At 38.6% G+C, this 16,554-nt stretch carries 17 protein-coding genes; 9 read left to right on the top strand and 8 right to left on the bottom strand.

Annotated features, from left to right (window positions below; genetic code table 11):
* Positions 1-23 precede the first annotated feature (23 nt).
* Together ACSC97_RS04365 and ACSC97_RS04360 are read left to right on the top strand one after the other, a co-directional pair.
* Complete coding sequence (locus ACSC97_RS04365; protein WP_125298806.1) at positions 24-908, top strand: DUF6502 family protein; 885 nt, start codon at positions 24-26, stop codon at positions 906-908.
* A gap of 2 nt (positions 909-910) precedes the next feature.
* Positions 911-1,609, top strand: coding sequence for a hypothetical protein (locus ACSC97_RS04360; RefSeq protein WP_416689718.1), 699 nt, complete (start codon positions 911-913; stop codon positions 1,607-1,609).
* Between the two features lie 287 nt (positions 1,610-1,896).
* Here the strand turns inward: ACSC97_RS04360 and ACSC97_RS04355 are convergent, their stop codons facing one another.
* Positions 1,897-3,042, bottom strand: coding sequence for an endonuclease/exonuclease/phosphatase family protein (locus tag ACSC97_RS04355; protein ID WP_436659483.1), 1,146 nt, complete (start codon positions 3,040-3,042; stop codon positions 1,897-1,899).
* A gap of 189 nt (positions 3,043-3,231) precedes the next feature.
* On the opposite strand from ACSC97_RS04355, the gene asd reads away from it, so the two are divergent.
* The 5 genes from asd (at position 3,232) to truA (ending at position 9,118) form a co-directional block, all read left to right on the top strand.
* Complete coding sequence (asd, locus tag ACSC97_RS04350) at positions 3,232-4,350, top strand: aspartate-semialdehyde dehydrogenase (RefSeq protein ID WP_004916583.1); 1,119 nt, start codon at positions 3,232-3,234, stop codon at positions 4,348-4,350.
* Between the two features lie 140 nt (positions 4,351-4,490).
* A complete protein-coding gene (locus tag ACSC97_RS04345) occupies positions 4,491-5,921 on the top strand; it encodes a type IV pilus assembly protein FimV (RefSeq protein ID WP_436659481.1) in 1,431 nt (476 codons plus the stop codon).
* 63 nt (positions 5,922-5,984) lie between these two features.
* Positions 5,985-7,292: a FimV domain-containing protein gene (locus ACSC97_RS04340; RefSeq protein WP_336949516.1), complete on the top strand. Its 1,308-nt coding sequence runs from the start codon at positions 5,985-5,987 to the stop codon at positions 7,290-7,292.
* A 44-nt stretch (positions 7,293-7,336) separates the two neighbouring features.
* Positions 7,337-8,305: an asparaginase gene (locus ACSC97_RS04335; RefSeq protein WP_404488863.1), complete on the top strand. Its 969-nt coding sequence runs from the start codon at positions 7,337-7,339 to the stop codon at positions 8,303-8,305.
* A 15-nt stretch (positions 8,306-8,320) separates the two neighbouring features.
* Positions 8,321-9,118 (top strand): tRNA pseudouridine(38-40) synthase TruA, encoded by a 798-nt coding sequence (truA, locus tag ACSC97_RS04330; protein WP_436659478.1) that lies wholly within the window; start codon positions 8,321-8,323, stop codon positions 9,116-9,118.
* 40 nt (positions 9,119-9,158) lie between these two features.
* Here the strand turns inward: truA and ACSC97_RS04325 are convergent, their stop codons facing one another.
* Positions 9,159-10,166 carry an AraC family transcriptional regulator gene (locus tag ACSC97_RS04325; protein ID WP_004916600.1) on the bottom strand — a complete coding sequence of 336 codons (1,008 nt, stop codon included), beginning with the start codon at positions 10,164-10,166 and terminating at the stop codon, positions 9,159-9,161.
* A 230-nt stretch (positions 10,167-10,396) separates the two neighbouring features.
* Between ACSC97_RS04325 and infA the strand changes: the two genes are divergently transcribed.
* Positions 10,397-10,618: a translation initiation factor IF-1 gene (gene infA, locus ACSC97_RS04320; protein ID WP_001284370.1), complete on the top strand. Its 222-nt coding sequence runs from the start codon at positions 10,397-10,399 to the stop codon at positions 10,616-10,618.
* 59 nt (positions 10,619-10,677) lie between these two features.
* Here infA and ACSC97_RS04315 read toward each other — a convergent pair whose 3' ends face one another.
* Positions 10,678-10,998 carry a lysozyme inhibitor LprI family protein gene (locus ACSC97_RS04315; RefSeq protein ID WP_004916603.1) on the bottom strand — a complete coding sequence of 107 codons (321 nt, stop codon included), beginning with the start codon at positions 10,996-10,998 and terminating at the stop codon, positions 10,678-10,680.
* A gap of 208 nt (positions 10,999-11,206) precedes the next feature.
* On the opposite strand from ACSC97_RS04315, the gene ACSC97_RS04310 reads away from it, so the two are divergent.
* Positions 11,207-11,614 (top strand): hypothetical protein, encoded by a 408-nt coding sequence (locus ACSC97_RS04310; protein ID WP_404488860.1) that lies wholly within the window; start codon positions 11,207-11,209, stop codon positions 11,612-11,614.
* Between the two features lie 62 nt (positions 11,615-11,676).
* Here ACSC97_RS04310 and leuB read toward each other — a convergent pair whose 3' ends face one another.
* From leuB to ACSC97_RS04285, 5 genes are all read right to left on the bottom strand, one after another.
* Positions 11,677-12,756 carry a 3-isopropylmalate dehydrogenase gene (gene leuB / locus ACSC97_RS04305; RefSeq protein ID WP_004916609.1) on the bottom strand — a complete coding sequence of 360 codons (1,080 nt, stop codon included), beginning with the start codon at positions 12,754-12,756 and terminating at the stop codon, positions 11,677-11,679.
* 45 nt (positions 12,757-12,801) lie between these two features.
* On the bottom strand, positions 12,802-13,377 hold the full coding sequence (locus tag ACSC97_RS04300) for a hypothetical protein (RefSeq protein WP_157937973.1): 576 nt from the start codon (positions 13,375-13,377) through the stop codon (positions 12,802-12,804).
* Positions 13,378-13,524: 147 nt separating this feature from the next.
* Positions 13,525-14,175, bottom strand: coding sequence for a 3-isopropylmalate dehydratase small subunit (gene leuD, locus ACSC97_RS04295; protein WP_004958794.1), 651 nt, complete (start codon positions 14,173-14,175; stop codon positions 13,525-13,527).
* Positions 14,176-14,187: 12 nt separating this feature from the next.
* Positions 14,188-15,606: a 3-isopropylmalate dehydratase large subunit gene (gene leuC, locus ACSC97_RS04290; RefSeq protein WP_004957685.1), complete on the bottom strand. Its 1,419-nt coding sequence runs from the start codon at positions 15,604-15,606 to the stop codon at positions 14,188-14,190.
* 277 nt (positions 15,607-15,883) lie between these two features.
* On the bottom strand, positions 15,884-16,552 hold the full coding sequence (locus ACSC97_RS04285; RefSeq protein ID WP_436659473.1) for a hypothetical protein: 669 nt from the start codon (positions 16,550-16,552) through the stop codon (positions 15,884-15,886).
* Between the last annotated feature and the right edge of the window lie 2 nt (positions 16,553-16,554).

Genomic DNA, 16,554 nt, shown 5'->3' with positions numbered 1-16,554 from the left:
ATATCGATTTTTAAGGTATCTCTATGGCAAAACCAACCGACCAAATGATCAACCACACTGAGCAATCGCAGCAAAATGTTCAAGGGGTTATTCCTCAAGATGCTGAAACCACGTTGGAGAGTATCTTTCCAATGATGCAGCATATTGCCCGTTGGTTAATTCATTCTGGAGTTGGATATACCGATTTTGTCGCTGCCTTAAAGCCTATTTTTTATGAACAAGCTTTGGCTGAATTAGAGCGCATTCAACAAAATAAGACCGATTCAGCAGTCAGTTTATTATCTGGATTGCATCGGAAAGATGTCAGTGCTTTTAGACAACAAGCAAATCAAGCCATGACCGATGTGCAACCTAATTTTGCTATTAGTGTCCCTGCTCGTGTAATTGCAAGATGGATTGCTTTGGATCTTCCACATCAAATTCCTGTATCTGGCGATGAAAATAGCTTTGAAGGATTGGTCAGACATATTTCTACCGAGAAGCATCCTCGTTCAATTTTATTTGAGTTACAACGATTAGGCGTCGTTGAACAAAAAGGAGCTGATGTTGTTTTACAACAACAAAGCTTTACGCCTGATAATCAAAAGCAAGAAAGTAAAGCATTATTCTCTGCAAACCTAACAGATCATCTTGCCGCTGGAATAGACAACTTCATTAGCGAAAAAACATTTACGCATCTTGAACAAGCTGTACATGCAGAAAAATTGACGCTCAAATCTATTGAATCATTGCGACAACTCAGTATTGAGCTATGGCAAAACATGGCTAAACAACTGTTAAATGCCGCGATTGAATGCTGTGAACAAGATCAGAATCAAAATGATGCTAAGTACGAGTTCCGCTTAGGAATTTATCAATATGATAAGGAAATAAGATTTCAAATACCTTATCAATATAAAGGTAAATAACAATGAAAAAATTATCGTTATCGGTATTGCTGTGCAGCATTACACTATCTTTGGTAGCTTGTGGTGACAACTTTCTAGCTGCAAATGTTAGCTTAGGAGGTAGTGGTTCAGGTACACAAAAACCTGTACCTGGTGGTAACGATAATTCATCTAATCCATCTACTGGCGATGGTGATGAACGCTATGAATATGTCGCAAGAATTCCCGCTGAAACCCTCAGTACCTGTTCAGGCGTAGAGCGTCGTATGAGATTCATTGATACTGAAAGTAAACAGCCACTTCCAGTGGATACAATCCGTTCCATTTCAATTTCTCCATTACAAATTGAAATACGCAATACGACACCAAACTATATTTATGAAATGACACCTTTATGCCGTCATATTGATTTCAAGATCGGCACGATGGATATAGAAGCCAGTCAATCTTTTAAATGCAGTAGAGATCAAGATAGTATTCAGGTATTAAAACCATTTGAGACTAGAACTTACGAAGTTGATTTAAAATTCGCAGAAACACAAGAACCAATTACCGTAAATTATTATGCATTTTACAGCGCTGAACTCCCTTCAACTGATACCATCTGGGATAAATGCGATGTGGCTCAAGCAACTGTATTAATGCATAAACGCTTGATTCCTAAAACAGAAGATGATGATCCATCTATCGAATTTCCAACAGAAGCAGAACCAGCTCAGTAGGATGTTTAATAAAAACAAACAATGATCGAATTCAATGATATAAATTAAAAAAATTAAAACCCGAGTTTCGCATCCTGCAAAACTCGGGCAAATGAGGTTGTGCTTTCACATCTTTGTTATTATCTTGCTTCCGTAGCAGGCATCATATCCATAATGCATTTTCCATCTCAGCGTCGCTATCCTTAAACGGAAATCCATTCCTGCGTCCATGTGCTGATGTATTTAGAATAAATCTTTTAAGTAGATTAGACCATTCGTTATGGACCTAAATCCCTGTACGTTATGGCTTACAATACTCCTTGTCTACTTTCCTTTTCCATCGCTTGTTTATGAGGTTGTGCTAACTCATCCACAACAATTTTTTCTTCTTTTTCAGCCTTTTCTATACCGTCTTGAATCGCCTCTTTCGCCTCTTGCTCATCATCAGCCGTTTGCTCCAACTCTTGTTGCTGTTGTTCAAAAATACGACCCGTTTGTAAAACCACATAAATTGGAAAATGATCTGAACCAATATGTGCCAATCTTTTCATATCAACCAAAGCAAAATCTGTACTGTGGAAAATGTGATCGAGTGACCATCTTAATAGTGGATAATCGGCATGAAAGGTATTCATGAAATAACGACCAACACGAGGATCTAATAAACCGCTGATTCTCTGAAAAAGACGCGTTGTTCGTGACCATGCCACATCATTTAAATCCCCCATCACGATGCAACTCTGATCGAGGTCTTTAATTTGGTCACCTACAATTAATAATTCTGCATCTCTTAAAGTCGAGTCTTTAGCTTCCGTTGGACTCGGAGGCTTAGGATGCAAGCAATATAGCTGCACTCTCAGGCCAGAAGACAAGGTTAAAGTCGTATGAATGGAAGGGATCTCATCACTTAAGATAAATTTCACTTCTGTATCGTGCAATGGCAAGCGGCTATATAGATGCATACCATATAAGTTATCTAAAGGTACGGGCACGCGATAAGGATAATCTTGTTCAATGTTAACTAATGCATTTTGCCAACTTGAATCTGACTCTAATGTCAGCACAACATCAGGTTTTAATGAGTTTATATGCTCAAGCAATAAATGATATTTATCATTTGGCGTCAACACATTGGCAACCAGCAATGAGATTTGCTGGTTTTCATTGATTTGCTCAGGCTTAACTTTTTGAACTTGTTTTTTCCAAATCGGGGTATATGGAAGAATCATTTTCAACTGATAAGCGATTGCTGCGACCAATCCAACAAACAGCAACTCGGTAGTCAAGGTCCATTCGGGAATGGCAAATAACATGGCAAAAAAGGCGAAGAGACCAAGTGCCAGAATCTGTAAACGCGGAAAGTCCGCACCTCTAAACCACCACTCATCTCTGGGGATTAATGACCAAAACGAAAGCCATATAACCAATACTGCACAAATCTGAATCCATATCATGTTCATTTTTCTCGTGGGGATGTCTTAGATTCTCAATAAAGTTATGGCTTTATCAATTTTCTATCTAATACAAACAAATTATTTCACTCAATTAAATTATCGTTTTATTTACGTAAAGCTTGCAGTTGTGGTCGCTTTTGATACACTCAAACCCCTTAAAAGTTTTTTGAAATACCGAGGCACAATGACATGAAAGTAGGTCTGGTCGGTTGGCGTGGGATGGTGGGTTCTGTCCTTATGCAACGTATGGTTGAAGAGAATGATTTTGCTCATATTGAGCCATTCTATTTTTCTACCAGTAATGCAGGTGGCGAAGCACCTTCATTTGGTGGTAAGACTGCCCCAGCACTTATGGATGCTTCAGACATTAAGAGTCTGAAACAAATGGATGTCATTTTAACCTGCCAAGGTGGTGACTATACCTCTGATGTATTCCCAAAACTTAAAGCAGAAGGTTGGGATGGTTATTGGATTGATGCTGCGTCTACCCTTCGCATGGCGGATGATGCAATCATCGTACTTGATCCAGTAAACTTAAATGTGATTAAAGATGGTTTAGTCAACGGAACTAAAACTTTCGTTGGTGGTAACTGTACAGTTTCACTTATGTTGATGGGTTTAGGTTCACTTTTCCAAAATAATTTGGTTGAGTGGGCTACCTCAATGACTTACCAAGCAGCTTCTGGTGCTGGTGCGCAAAACATGCGTGAACTCATCACAGGTATGGGCTATTTGTACAACAATACTAAAGAATTACTAGATGATCCAAAATCTGCGATTCTTGATATTGATCGTCAAATTGCTGATTTACAACGTGGTGAAGGCTTCCCTAAAGCAAACTTTGGCGTACCACTCGCTGGTTCATTGATTCCATACATCGACAAACAACTCGAAAGTGGTCAATCAAAAGAAGAATGGAAAGGTCAAGTTGAAACCAATAAAATCTTGGGTAATCAACAAATCGTTCCAATTGATGGTCACTGTGTTCGTATCGGTGCAATGCGTTGCCACTCACAAGCAATCACTTTAAAGTTGAAAAAAGATGTTGCGCTTGATGAAATTGAAGACATGATTCGTAACTCTAGCCAATGGGCTAAAGTGGTTCCAAATACTCGTGAAGCCTCAATGACTGACCTGACGCCTGTTGCAGTAACAGGTACTTTAACTGTTCCTGTAGGTCGTTTACGCAAGCTAAATATGGGTAAAGAATATTTAGGTGCATTTACAGTAGGCGATCAGCTACTTTGGGGTGCTGCTGAACCTTTACGACGTATGCTTCGTATTTTAGTTGAATACAAGAACGCTTAAGCAAAAACACCTAAAAATCAAAAGCCGATCACACTTGATCGGCTTTTTTATGTTTTCACTTTTGAAGAATTTACAATTCATTTACATCACGTTAATGTATACTTTTACACGACTATAACATCACTTTTTCATGGATCGAGATGACTGTTTATAACAAATTAAAAATTGCCATTTTAGCCATATTTTCTTCGCAACATCTTTACGCAATTACACTCGATCCGTTGCAAGTTCAATCTGCGCCTGGGGAATTACTTTACGCTGAGATGAGTTTTCATCAAGCAGACACGAACTCAAAACTAGAAGTGAGTTTAGCTACGCCTGAAGATTTAATGATGATTGGCGCAGCACACCAACCACCGTCTGGTTTAATTTTTTTTACAAGACGCAATAGCCAAGGCGAAGGAACGATTGTTATTACTTCCACACGCCCAATGACTGAAGCTGAATTAAATATTATTTTAAAAATTCAGGAAGGCAGTGCATCACATTTAAAGCATATTCGACAGCCTATTCGTAGATCTGTTGATCCTGTTTTAGCTAAATCAATTGCCGAAAAACCGCTTACACCTAAGTTTATTGTGAGTGAAAAAGATATCGCTTTAAACTTACCAGTGAGTACTCGATTTAATGCCAATGCATCTGAGTCAAAAGAGCAAAGTTTAAAACAAGAAACTTTGCTGAATGCACCATATAAACTTCCTCCTGTTTTAAATAATGATGATTCTTCAGTAAATGCTGAAGCTATTTCAATTGCACCACAACCAAGTGCGCAACCAAATACTGTACAACAAACTGCCTCAGCAAATAATAACGTCAATGCTGAACAAGTTGCTCAAGCTCCTGCACCTTCAAAAGTCGTTGAGTCTTCGCAAACACCACAGACGGATCTCAATAGTGAAAAAACGATTGCTCGTCAGGACATAAAAAAGGTGGAAACAACACCAACTCAACAAAAAGTTCAACAACCTAACAAAACTCAGCAGACAAAAGTCAAAGCACCTGAGCAGAAAAAACTAAATTCTGAAAAAACCCAACAACACGTAGTTCAACGCAATGAGTCTCTGTGGAGTATTGCACAGCAAATCGCAAGTCAGACTCAACAACCAGTAACACAAGTCATGTCTCAAATTAAAAAACAAAACGAACATGCATTTATTGGGGGTAATCAAAATAGAATACGCCAAGGTTCACGTTTAAACTTTAATCTAAGCAATATTCCAAGTCGTCCAGCACAAAATACTAATCAGCTTGCAGCACAAACCACAACTGCACCTAATGCACGTACCAAATACCGTTTGCAACAAGCTGAAATGTCTTTAGTTGCCGAGAGTAATCAAGATTCCAGCACAGGAAGTGCGAAGAAGGACACATTACAACAAAAAACCAGTGCTGACTTATCATTAAAAGTTATGACAGCAAGGGAAAAAACCGTTACATTACAACGAAACGTGACTCAGTTAGAGTTGGCATTGCGTCAAAAGGAACAGCGTATCCAGCTATTAAATGCTCGACTGGCTGAATTACAAGAGCAACTAAAAGCTCAACAGGAAACTAAAAAGCCAACACGCTAGGTTACGAGAAGATTCTCATAAATTTACACTAAAAGCTGCTCTAATCTTTAAGGGGTGAAGATCATGTCAACTATCATCATTGTATTGTTAGTTATTGTATTAGTCGTTGCAATCGTTTTAAAAAAACGTGCTGACAATGAAAATACAGCAACTCCTAAAAAAGGAGGTGCAGCCAAACCTCAAAAGAAAGCAGCATCAAAAAAAGTTGCGACCAAATCAACACCTATTGCTGAAGTCGAAACACAACAACAGACAAATAAAGTTCAAGCCAGTACACCTGTACCAACACAACTGAAAGAAAAGATTGAGCAACTTATTCTTGCTAATAACTTCCAAGCTGCTGAAGCTCAAATCAATCAGGCACTTAAAACAGATGATTCTCAGCATGACTTGTATATCTTATTGTTAGATCTTCACATCGCTCAAAAAGATGATTTTGCAATTAATCAGTTGATTAAACATTTACAAGATTTAGAACTAAATTCACTGATCCAAACTGCACTGGACAAGAAAAAAGAATACGAAACCAATAAACCTTCAGATGCTTTAGAATTTCATTCTAGCAAAGGTCATTTCGGTCAAACATCAACTATTACTGAAACTCCTGTACAAGATAATTCAGCAGATTTTGATGCATTGGTTGCTTCACCTAGCCCAGCTCAATCATTTGATCAACTTCAAATGGAAGTTGCACCGTCTCCAGTCGAAGAGCCAAAAATAGAAGCTGAACCTACTCCTGAAGTTAAACCTTTAGATTTTAGTTTTTCTTTTGAACAAAAAGAAACTGCTGAACCGGCTATAGAGATTGAAACCAAATCCTCGCCTGAACCTGAATTAACAGAATCGAAAGATCAAGCCCCTCTTGAATTTTCTTTCAACCTCGAACCTACAACCTCACCTACTGTCACTGAACAGGAAGTCAAAGTTGAAGAAACCAAATCTGGTCTAGATTTTAGTTTTGCTGATCTTGAACTAAAAACACCTGAACCTGAAACAAAAACTGAAGCACCAATTCATTTAGATTTAGACTTCAATCAACCTGAAGTTAAGCTTGAAGAACAGCCAGTCTTTGACAAAACGGCATTTACATTTGAGATTAACGAACCGACAACGGCTGAAGAAACTCAACCTGAACTCATCACACCAGTCTCTCAAACAGCACCTGCTCTTTCAACTAACGATCCTTTAATGCAATCTTTTCCAGATTTGCAAACTATGGACGAAGCTCAACTTAATCTTGATCTAGCAGAACAATATATTGAATTAGGTGCTTATGAATCTGCGCGAGTTATATTGCAGACCAATCAATCACTTTTTAATCAAGATCAACAACAATACGTAGAAAAGTTACTGAATAAAATAGCTTCCTAAATTTGATCAGTCTAATATAAGCAGTCTCTCGGACTGCTTTTTTTATGATGAAAAAAATTGCTTTGATCTACATGGGTGGTACGTTTGGCTGTGTCGGTAATCCGTTAATGCCAATGCCTGAAAATGAGTTTATTCCCTTACTTGAAAAAGTCATTCCACCCCATCTTGACGTTGATTGTTTTGCAGCACCTAGTATAAAAGACAGTAGTGCTTGTACGGCTGTAGATTGGCTGAAGCTTATTCAGCAAATTCAAGACCTTCAACTCAAAAACTATCAACATTTTGTCATCATTCATGGCACTGACACACTCAGTTATGCTGCAGCGACACTTGCACGTTTCTTGGGACAGTCATCTCATATTATGATTACGGGTAGTCAATATCCTTTACTTAATATTGAAGGGAATGACACTCGAGAATTTACTGATGCTCTCGGGAATCTAAATTTAGCACTTGAGCAGGTACTTAGCCTTCCTGTCGGTACATATTTAGCATTTCATCAACATATTTTCCATGCGCAAACTGTTCTCAAAGTACATACGACTGAATTAGATGCTTTTGCAGGCATTGATGCACATCAATCATGCCAAACTTCTATCGAAAATTTTATTGTTCAAGCTGAACATATAGAACGTGCCTCATCATTAACCGTACTGAATTTAATGTTGCAGCCAATCGCAAAAGAACAACTTGCTGCTCAACTCGAAAATTTAATTAAAAACCCACCACACTTCTTGATATTACAAGGGTTTGGAACAGGAAATATTGCAACCAATTCCGAATTATTGAATTTATTCGAAGCATTATATGAACGAGGTTGTGTCGTCATTATTAGTTCACAAGTCGTATTTGGTAAACTTGATCAACGATACGCTGTGAGTTCTTGGATAGAAAATGCCAAAGTATTAATCAATGATTGTCATAGTCATGCGGATTTATATGCAAAAGCATTTCAAATGTATTTAAAATACCCGACTCATGTTCAATGGTTTGAACATTGGAATACAAACTAAGATTGAGGTTTAAGCATGCAACGTTACGCGATCGGTATTGAATTTTGTGGTACTCAATACCGTGGTTGGCAAACTCAACAAGCAGGCGTTGTAAGTGTGCAAGAAACCATCGAAAAGGTACTCAGTAAAATCGCCGACCACCCTGTCATTCTTCATGCTGCTGGACGGACTGATGCTGGCGTTCATGCAACCAATATGGTCGCACATTTCGATACCACGGCCATTCGTCCCGAACGTGGATGGCTTATGGGAGCAAATAGCCAACTCCCAAAAGACATTTCTATTCAGTGGATCAAATGCATGGATGAAAATTTTCATGCACGCTTTAAAGCAATGGCTCGTCGTTATCGTTATGTAGTATATAACGCCCCCACTCGTCCTGCTTTACTCCACAAGCAAGTCACGCATCTATACCAAGAATTAGATGTGCAAAAAATGATTAAAGCTGCTGCGAAATTTGAAGGCACTCACAATTTTGAGTCATTCAGAGCTGCCGCATGCCAATCCAATCAACCTGTTCGACATGTAAAGCATTGTCGTTTATTTGAACATGGTCGCTATTTAGTTTTAGATATTCAAGCCGATGGTTTCTTACACCACATGGTTCGAAATATCATGGGGTGCTTACTTGAGATCGGGCAAGGAATGTATGAGATTGACCATATAGACACGATGTTTGCTGCCGAAGATCGTCGCGCAGCAGGGATTACCGCTCCCGCAGATGGTCTATATTTTATCCAATCTTATTACCCAGATAAGTTTGATTTACCTCAGCTGCCTCTCGGACCTCACTGGTTAAATCTACCCGAATAAAAAAAGCCCTCTTCTTGAGGGTTTTTTCTGATGTAAAAGATTAACGCTGTTTTCTTTTGCGATACTCAACAGGGGTTTCATTCGTCCAGCGTTTGAATGCACGATAGAATGTACTTGGTTCTGAAAAGCCCGTTAAATAAACAATTCTTTCAACACTTTCATTGGTATTTGCCAAAAGTTTTTTCGCCAAACGACAACGATAATCGGAGAGGATTTGCTGAAAACTGGTATTCGCCTCGCTAAGCTGAGTTCTTAAACGACGCGGTGTAATGTTGAGCTGGGCTGCAACGGTTTCTAAAGTTGTCTCACCGCTTTCCAATGTTGAGCCAATTGCACGACGTACTTCACCCACCAGATCATAGCGAGCTAATTCTTGTAACTTCTCAATCGCAAGTTGCTCGTGTAGTTGTAATAATTCTGGTTCGGCCTGCCATAGTGGATAATCAAGCACAGCCATATCAAAATAAAGACGTGTTTCTTTCTGACCTAAACTGACAGGGCAGCCATACACTCTGAAATACTCATCATCATCAGCGCCTTCATTGAAATTGAAATCAATGAAGATCGGCTGAAATTGTCCTTCGGTAATGAACTTGAAGAAGCGCAAAATACCTGACATCGCACATTCAGAAAAATGACGATTGACTAAATTATCAGGCCAATATTGTTCACCATTGCTTAAATAGCAACGACCATCTTCTATGACTAACTTCGCATCAAACGCATCACTTATCAGACGTTGGTAAGCTAACGCACGTTTAAGCCCCTCACCAAACGTTTCACTACTGATAAATAAGTGTTCAATGACTTGACCACGATATAATGGAAGATGCTCACCTAAATGCAGACCAATATCTGGATCATTACTCACTTCCTGTGCTGCGATCCAAAATGCATTTTGAGCACTTAAAGGGGTTCTGGCATTGGTATCAACTTGATTTAGAGCAACACCTGCTTTTGTTAAAATCTCTTCAGTTGGTAATCCTGCTTTACGAATTGCCTGATAACCAAAGCGCAATACAACCGATGCATCTGTTAACTGACCCACGCAGTGCCCTTCCCTGTAGATACTTTATTATGACAATAAGCGATGATTTTAGATTAACGTTGATTGACCAAACTGACAACACTATTCTGCTTCTTTTGTTAAAAAAAAATACAGATTGTTAGACAGTTTTCTCAAAATAAACGTTGCAGCCTTTGCTAAGCCAGCGTCTTGTAAATTTTAAATAAATTGACTATAATTTGCGCCTTTCCAATTTGATCATCAGGTAGGCCATGGCCAATAAAGAGGAACTCATTGAGTTCGAAGGCGTTGTCACCGAAACGCTTCCTAATACGATGTTCCGTGTACGTTTAGAAAACGGTCACGAAGTTATTGCTCACATTTCTGGTAAAATGCGTAAACACTATATCCGTATTTTAACAGGTGACAGTGTTAAAGTTGAAATGACACCTTATGACTTAACTAAGGGTCGTATCACGTACCGTGCACGCTAAGATTAGTGAATGCAAAAAAGCCACATGATTTGTGGCTTTTTTTATATCTATAAATTGCGCTATTCACTCAAACGTGTAGTTTTACAGCCTACTGTCTGACATTCACGTAAACGCTCTAATAGCCAATGATTGCGCTCTTGTGTCGTTGATAAGCGACATTGTACATCTACAGAAACTTGCTGATCATCAGTACATTCAGCATCTCTATAGCGAATCCAAGCAAGTTGTGACTTTTTCAAAATTTTTTGTTGTGTTTCATCTAATTTCAGACGTAATTGCTGGTAGTTCTTATTCAAATCGGCATCAGCACTCGCATAAATTTTATTGGTACAATAAATATCATCATAGGTATTCCGAGCTTTATCACAATTATTTGCCATCGCAAATGTTGATGCCCCCCCCCAAAATTAAACCTAAGATGATCTTATGCATGAGTTCTTTCCAAACAATTTATTATCCAAATATCTAAGCATATTTCGCAAGAATTGAACATTGCCGACCGATAGACGAGTTTGTATATTTTTGTTTAATGGTTTTAAATAGATAGATGATCATTCATTTAAATACTTGCTCAATAAAGGATGACTTATGCAGTATTACAAGCTATGGATATTAGCAGTATTTATTTTATTACAAGCATGTACCACACCAACTTGGAGGTCCGTACAGCTTCAAGATTATTTACAACCCTATATCGGTCAACCAGCAAGCAACATTCAACAAAACTTGAATCTTAGAGAGTTAGGTTTTCAAACATTAAAAGCACCTAAAAAAACCGATGAATATTTAATATTTACGGTGCTACGTCCAATCAATATTCCTGTGCCTATGACACAAAGCATAGGTGGAAAAGGACCAACCATGACTGGTACTCGATTAGGATCAATAACAACAAGTCAGCAATCTTATGATGTTAATTTTTACTGTCATATTATTTTTGAATTAGATCAGCAACAAATTGCTCGTTCAATACGTTATGAAGGTAAAGCGTGCTAGCAAAAATTTGCAATAAAAAAACGTAGTCCAAGCTACGTTTTTTTATTTAATTCGATACCGAATTAGTTGAGCGCCGAAACTACAGCCTCACCCATCGCATCTGTTCCAACTTTTGTCATCCCTTCAGACATAATATCTGCTGTACGCAGACCTTGATCTAGAACTTGACCTACAGCATCTTCAATTGCTTTCGCAGCAGCTTCTTCACGGAATGTATAACGCAACATCATTGCAACTGAGAGCACTGTTGCAAGTGGATTTGCAACATTTTGACCTGCGATATCAGGTGCTGAACCATGACATGGTTCGTACATCCCTTTACCATTTTCATCTAAAGATGCTGATGGCAACATCCCGATCGAACCAGTAAGCATAGCGGCTTCGTCAGACAAGATATCACCGAATAAATTACCAGTCACAATAACATCGAACTGTTTAGGAGCACGTACCAATTGCATTGCAGCATTATCAACATACATATGAGACAGTTGAATATTTGAATACTGCGCTTGCTGTAAATCAGTGACGGTTTGCTTCCACAATTCAGTGACTTCAAGCACATTAGCTTTATCCACTGAACAAACTTTACCACCACGTAATCCAGCTAATTCGAATGCAACTTTAGCAATACGCTTAATTTCGCTTTCTGAATAAACATCGGTGTTATAACCTTGTTTCTCACCGTTTTCTAATTCACGGATACCACGAGGCTGACCAAAATAAATACCACCCGTTAATTCACGTACAATCAGAATATCTAAACCTGCAACGATTTCTGGTTTCAAGCTAGATGCATCTGCCAATTGTGGATACAAAATCGCTGGACGCAAGTTAGCAAATAAATTGAGTTCACTACGGATTTTTAACAAACCACGTTCAGGACGAATCGAACGCTCAATGCTATCCCACTTAGGACCGCCTACCGCACCCAACAAAATAGCATCTGCTTTTTTAGCCTGTTCACTTGTTACAGCTGGATATGGTTCACCATGTGCATCAATTGCAGAACCACCGAGCAATCCATGTTCCCATGTTAAACCCAAGTTAAATTTATCATTGACCTTAGTTAATACTTTTTCAGCTGCACCAACGATTTCAGGACCAATTCCATCACCCGCTAGAATTAAAATATGCTTAGACATCTATTTTTCCAGTTTCATGTAAGCAGTTACGATACTGCACGTCGATTAAATTTTCTTTTCTACAAACTCACCCAATCCCGTACTGACATCAAATGGACGACAGAAACGGCGGATTGTTCGTTGCTCTTGTAGTAAATCCACACATAAAGGTTCAGGCACAGAAACTTTTAACAAGCTACCTGACTGATGTGCTCTATCTCGGTACATTTTGAAGGTATAGCGCTGGTTAGACTTAAACGCATGAATCACATGAAAGGTTTCAGCACGGTCTGGTGAAATAGGATAATAACGAATCACTACTTCATATTGTTTAGCAGGCACGCTGAGATAAACTTGTTGCTTCCGACTAAACACTGGACCATGTAACCGAACAATTCCTTTTTCCATTGCTTGTGAGCTAATACGACGTGATTTGGGATCCATCACGACAATATCACCTAGTCGTTCAAACTCACAGTTATCAACACCTGAACAATATAAAGTTGCATTTTCCGCTTTGTCTTCTAGTGCATTTTGCGCAATACGAACTTGATCAACTACATTTGGTGCATTCTGACACGCAGTTAAAGTCGTACCGACAAATAAACACAGCAAACTACTGCGAGCGAGTTTTCTTTTCATTATTCAAGCCCAGTCCTCATTTCATGCAAACATGCAAGCAAATCGTATTCGCTTGCATGTTAACAAGAGTTCAATCACCGCGCTATGGTTATGTTCAAAATGTCTCCAAGACATCGCTTCATATTTACATTTAAATAATATAAATAGTTAAGCTTGGATCTCTTGAAACACCCATGGGCGTTGTTGTTTTGCCTTTTCTTCGTAACGACGAATATCATCGGCAGCTTGTAATGTTAAGCCAATATCATCCAAACCATTTAATAAGCAGTGCTTACGGAATGGGTCAATTTCAAACTTAAACGCCTCTCCATTCGGAGTACGTACTTCTTGTGCAGCTAAATCAATTGTAAGTTGATAAGCTTCTGTTTCAGCGCACTCTTTAAATAACTGATCAACAATCTCTTCAGACAAGATCACGGGCAACATGCCATTTTTGAAACAGTTATTGAAGAAAATATCTGCAAAACTTGGCGCAATTACAGTACGGAAACCATATTCATTTAATGCCCAAGGTGCGTGTTCACGGCTAGAGCCACAACCGAAATTAGTACGAGCCAATAGAATTGTTGAACCTTGATAGCGCGGTTTATTTAAAACAAAATCTGGATTCTTAGGACGTTTACTAATGTCCTGCCCCAAATAACCTTCGTCCAAATAACGCAACTCATCAAATAAGTTATCGCCAAAACCTGTGCGCTTAATTGACTTCAAAAACTGTTTTGGAATAATCAAATCCGTATCGACATTGGCACGATCTAAAGGTGCAACAATACCTTGTTCTACAGTGTATTTTTCCATGATTTAGCTCCTTTAGAATGAACGAACATCAACAAAATGACCTGCAATTGCTGCCGCTGCTGCCATTGCTGGACTAACCAAATGAGTACGTCCACCATTACCTTGACGACCTTCAAAATTACGATTTGAAGTCGATGCACAATGCTCACCTGGTTGCAATTTATCAGCATTCATCGCTAAGCACATTGAGCAACCTGGTTCACGCCATTCAAAACCTGCTTCCAAGAAAATCTGATCTAAACCTTCTTGTTCTGCTTGTTGTTTGACTAAGCCAGATCCAGGAACAATCATCGCCTGTTTGATGCTAGCAGCAACTTTACGACCTTTGACAACTTCAGCAGCCGCACGAATATCTTCGATACGTGAGTTTGTACAAGAACCAATAAACACTCGATCTAATTGGATATCTGCCAATGCTTGACCTGCATTTAAGCCCATATATTGATATGCACGTGTCCAATCATTACGTTGCACGTCATCTTTAGCTTGCTCTAAAGTCGGTACTGCTTGTGATACAGGAATCACCATTTCTGGTGAAGTTCCCCAAGACACTTGCGGTTCAATTTCTGCACCGTTTAACTCAACAACAGCATCAAACACTGCATCTGCATCAGAATGCAAAGTATTCCAGTATGCAACTGCTTGATCCCATTGCTCTGCTTGAGGTGCGTAGTTACGACCTTTTACATATTCAATGGTTTTATCATCTACAGCAACCATACCCACGCGTGCACCAGCCTCAATCGCCATATTACAAACAGTCATACGACCTTCAATCGACATATCACGGAATACTTGACCACCAAATTCGATTGCGTAACCTGTGCCACCCGCTGTACCGATTTTACCAATAATCGCTAAAACCACGTCTTTTGGAGTTACACCTTTACCTAATACACCGTCAACACGAACAAGCATATTCTTCGATTTTTTCTGTACCAAGCATTGAGTCGCTAAAACATGCTCAACTTCAGATGTTCCAATACCATGTGCTAAACAACCAAATGCACCATGCGTAGCCGTGTGAGAATCACCACACACAACAGTCATACCAGGTAATGTTAAACCTTGTTCTGGACCAACAACATGTGCGATACCTTGACGGATATCATTAATACCAAATTCAACGATATTAAAGGTCTTACAGTTATCATCTAAGGTTTGAACTTGGATACGAGAAGTATCATCTTCAATCCCTGCAATGCCTTGTTCACGCTCTTTTTTAGAGGTCGGTACATTGTGGTCAGGTGTTGCAACATTGGCACTTAAACGCCATGGTTGACGTCCTGCAAGCTGTAAACCCTCAAATGCTTGTGGACTAGTCACTTCATGTAATAAATGACGATCAATGTAAATTAAACACGATCCATCATCACGCTCAGTGACTAAATGATCATCCCATAATTTGTCATATAATGTTTTGCCTGCCATGTCTTCGCTCTCCGTAGTGCTTGCCATAGGACTGGGTATTTGTAATCTTAGCTTGATTATAACAACCGTTTCACATAAATCTAATTTATCATTTTTATAAATTAACAAACTTTTAGGAATAAATAAGTATTATTTATTCCTAATATCCCAATATGCAATTCTTAGAAATACCTCTTAAAGTTTCTTCATAAAAGGGCTTTATATCGTTATATAAAGCCCTATATTAAACCTCTTGCGTTAGTCAAATTTTTATCAAACCTATTTCATTGATATTTTACTAAAAATTAGCAGATTCGGATTTTTCTTGAGCTACACGTTGCCGTGATTGGTAATCTCTTCTTTTTTGTTCAAAATCGTTTGTTAAATATTCAACTTCAACTTTAAAACCTCCCAAATGTGGTGAATTCACCACAACAAACTCGTGGTTTGGCGTTTTAAATGTAGTACTTCGATTCCCAACAAATGGATCTTGTTTATCAATCACTTTGTAACCATTCTCTTGAACATAGTTCACAACTTTTTTATAGGTCGTATGATTCATATGATCAACTTCTTTAATCACCATACTGGCATAAGCTAATTTTTGATCTTGATCAAAACCAAATTGTGTACCCATTAAACCTTCAATATTGAAACCAGAACCATCGTTAGTAAGAATTCCACCACCTGCATAAGACTCTCCACCAATTTGATAATTAGTCAACCTTTTCTTTACAGATTCAAAAGTTGAATCTCTAAGTTTAAATCCCAATACAGACGTTCCTTTCAGATTAGGATCATCTTCTGGTGCAAGTATTTCCTTTTTTGAAGTAAGGTCATCTTGATCAATAACCATGTTTTTTTCTGTTGCTGACAATGCTGTATCATTCTGTGCAGCCGTTTCTTTTGAGCAACCCCACAACATGCTACTGCTCACACAAAGCATAACAAAAGTATTAATATTCATGT

This window comes from Acinetobacter sp. P1(2025), from assembly GCF_051390655.1.
Lineage (GTDB): Bacteria > Pseudomonadota > Gammaproteobacteria > Pseudomonadales > Moraxellaceae > Acinetobacter > Acinetobacter junii.
The sequence above is the reverse complement of the archived record's forward strand: the minus strand, read 5'-3'. Positions and strand labels throughout refer to the sequence as shown.

What these genes read in the sequence shown, in the direction of transcription:
- ACSC97_RS04365 (WP_125298806.1), top strand. Translation starts at nt 24, where the DNA reads ATGGCAAAACCAACCGACCAAATGATCAACCACACTGAGCAATCGCAG.
- ACSC97_RS04360 (WP_416689718.1), top strand. Translation starts at nt 911, where the DNA reads ATGAAAAAATTATCGTTATCGGTATTGCTGTGCAGCATTACACTATCT.
- ACSC97_RS04355 (WP_436659483.1), bottom strand. Translation starts at nt 3,042, where the DNA reads ATGATATGGATTCAGATTTGTGCAGTATTGGTTATATGGCTTTCGTTT.
- asd (WP_004916583.1), top strand. Translation starts at nt 3,232, where the DNA reads ATGAAAGTAGGTCTGGTCGGTTGGCGTGGGATGGTGGGTTCTGTCCTT.
- ACSC97_RS04345 (WP_436659481.1), top strand. Translation starts at nt 4,491, where the DNA reads ATGACTGTTTATAACAAATTAAAAATTGCCATTTTAGCCATATTTTCT.
- ACSC97_RS04340 (WP_336949516.1), top strand. Translation starts at nt 5,985, where the DNA reads ATGTCAACTATCATCATTGTATTGTTAGTTATTGTATTAGTCGTTGCA.
- ACSC97_RS04335 (WP_404488863.1), top strand. Translation starts at nt 7,337, where the DNA reads ATGATGAAAAAAATTGCTTTGATCTACATGGGTGGTACGTTTGGCTGT.
- truA (WP_436659478.1), top strand. Translation starts at nt 8,321, where the DNA reads ATGCAACGTTACGCGATCGGTATTGAATTTTGTGGTACTCAATACCGT.
- infA (WP_001284370.1), top strand. Translation starts at nt 10,397, where the DNA reads ATGGCCAATAAAGAGGAACTCATTGAGTTCGAAGGCGTTGTCACCGAA.
- ACSC97_RS04315 (WP_004916603.1), bottom strand. Translation starts at nt 10,998, where the DNA reads ATGGCAAATAATTGTGATAAAGCTCGGAATACCTATGATGATATTTAT.
- ACSC97_RS04310 (WP_404488860.1), top strand. Translation starts at nt 11,207, where the DNA reads ATGCAGTATTACAAGCTATGGATATTAGCAGTATTTATTTTATTACAA.
- leuB (WP_004916609.1), bottom strand. Translation starts at nt 12,756, where the DNA reads ATGTCTAAGCATATTTTAATTCTAGCGGGTGATGGAATTGGTCCTGAA.
- ACSC97_RS04300 (WP_157937973.1), bottom strand. Translation starts at nt 13,377, where the DNA reads ATGAAAAGAAAACTCGCTCGCAGTAGTTTGCTGTGTTTATTTGTCGGT.
- leuD (WP_004958794.1), bottom strand. Translation starts at nt 14,175, where the DNA reads ATGGAAAAATACACTGTAGAACAAGGTATTGTTGCACCTTTAGATCGT.
- leuC (WP_004957685.1), bottom strand. Translation starts at nt 15,606, where the DNA reads ATGGCAGGCAAAACATTATATGACAAATTATGGGATGATCATTTAGTC.
- ACSC97_RS04285 (WP_436659473.1), bottom strand. Translation starts at nt 16,552, where the DNA reads ATGAATATTAATACTTTTGTTATGCTTTGTGTGAGCAGTAGCATGTTG.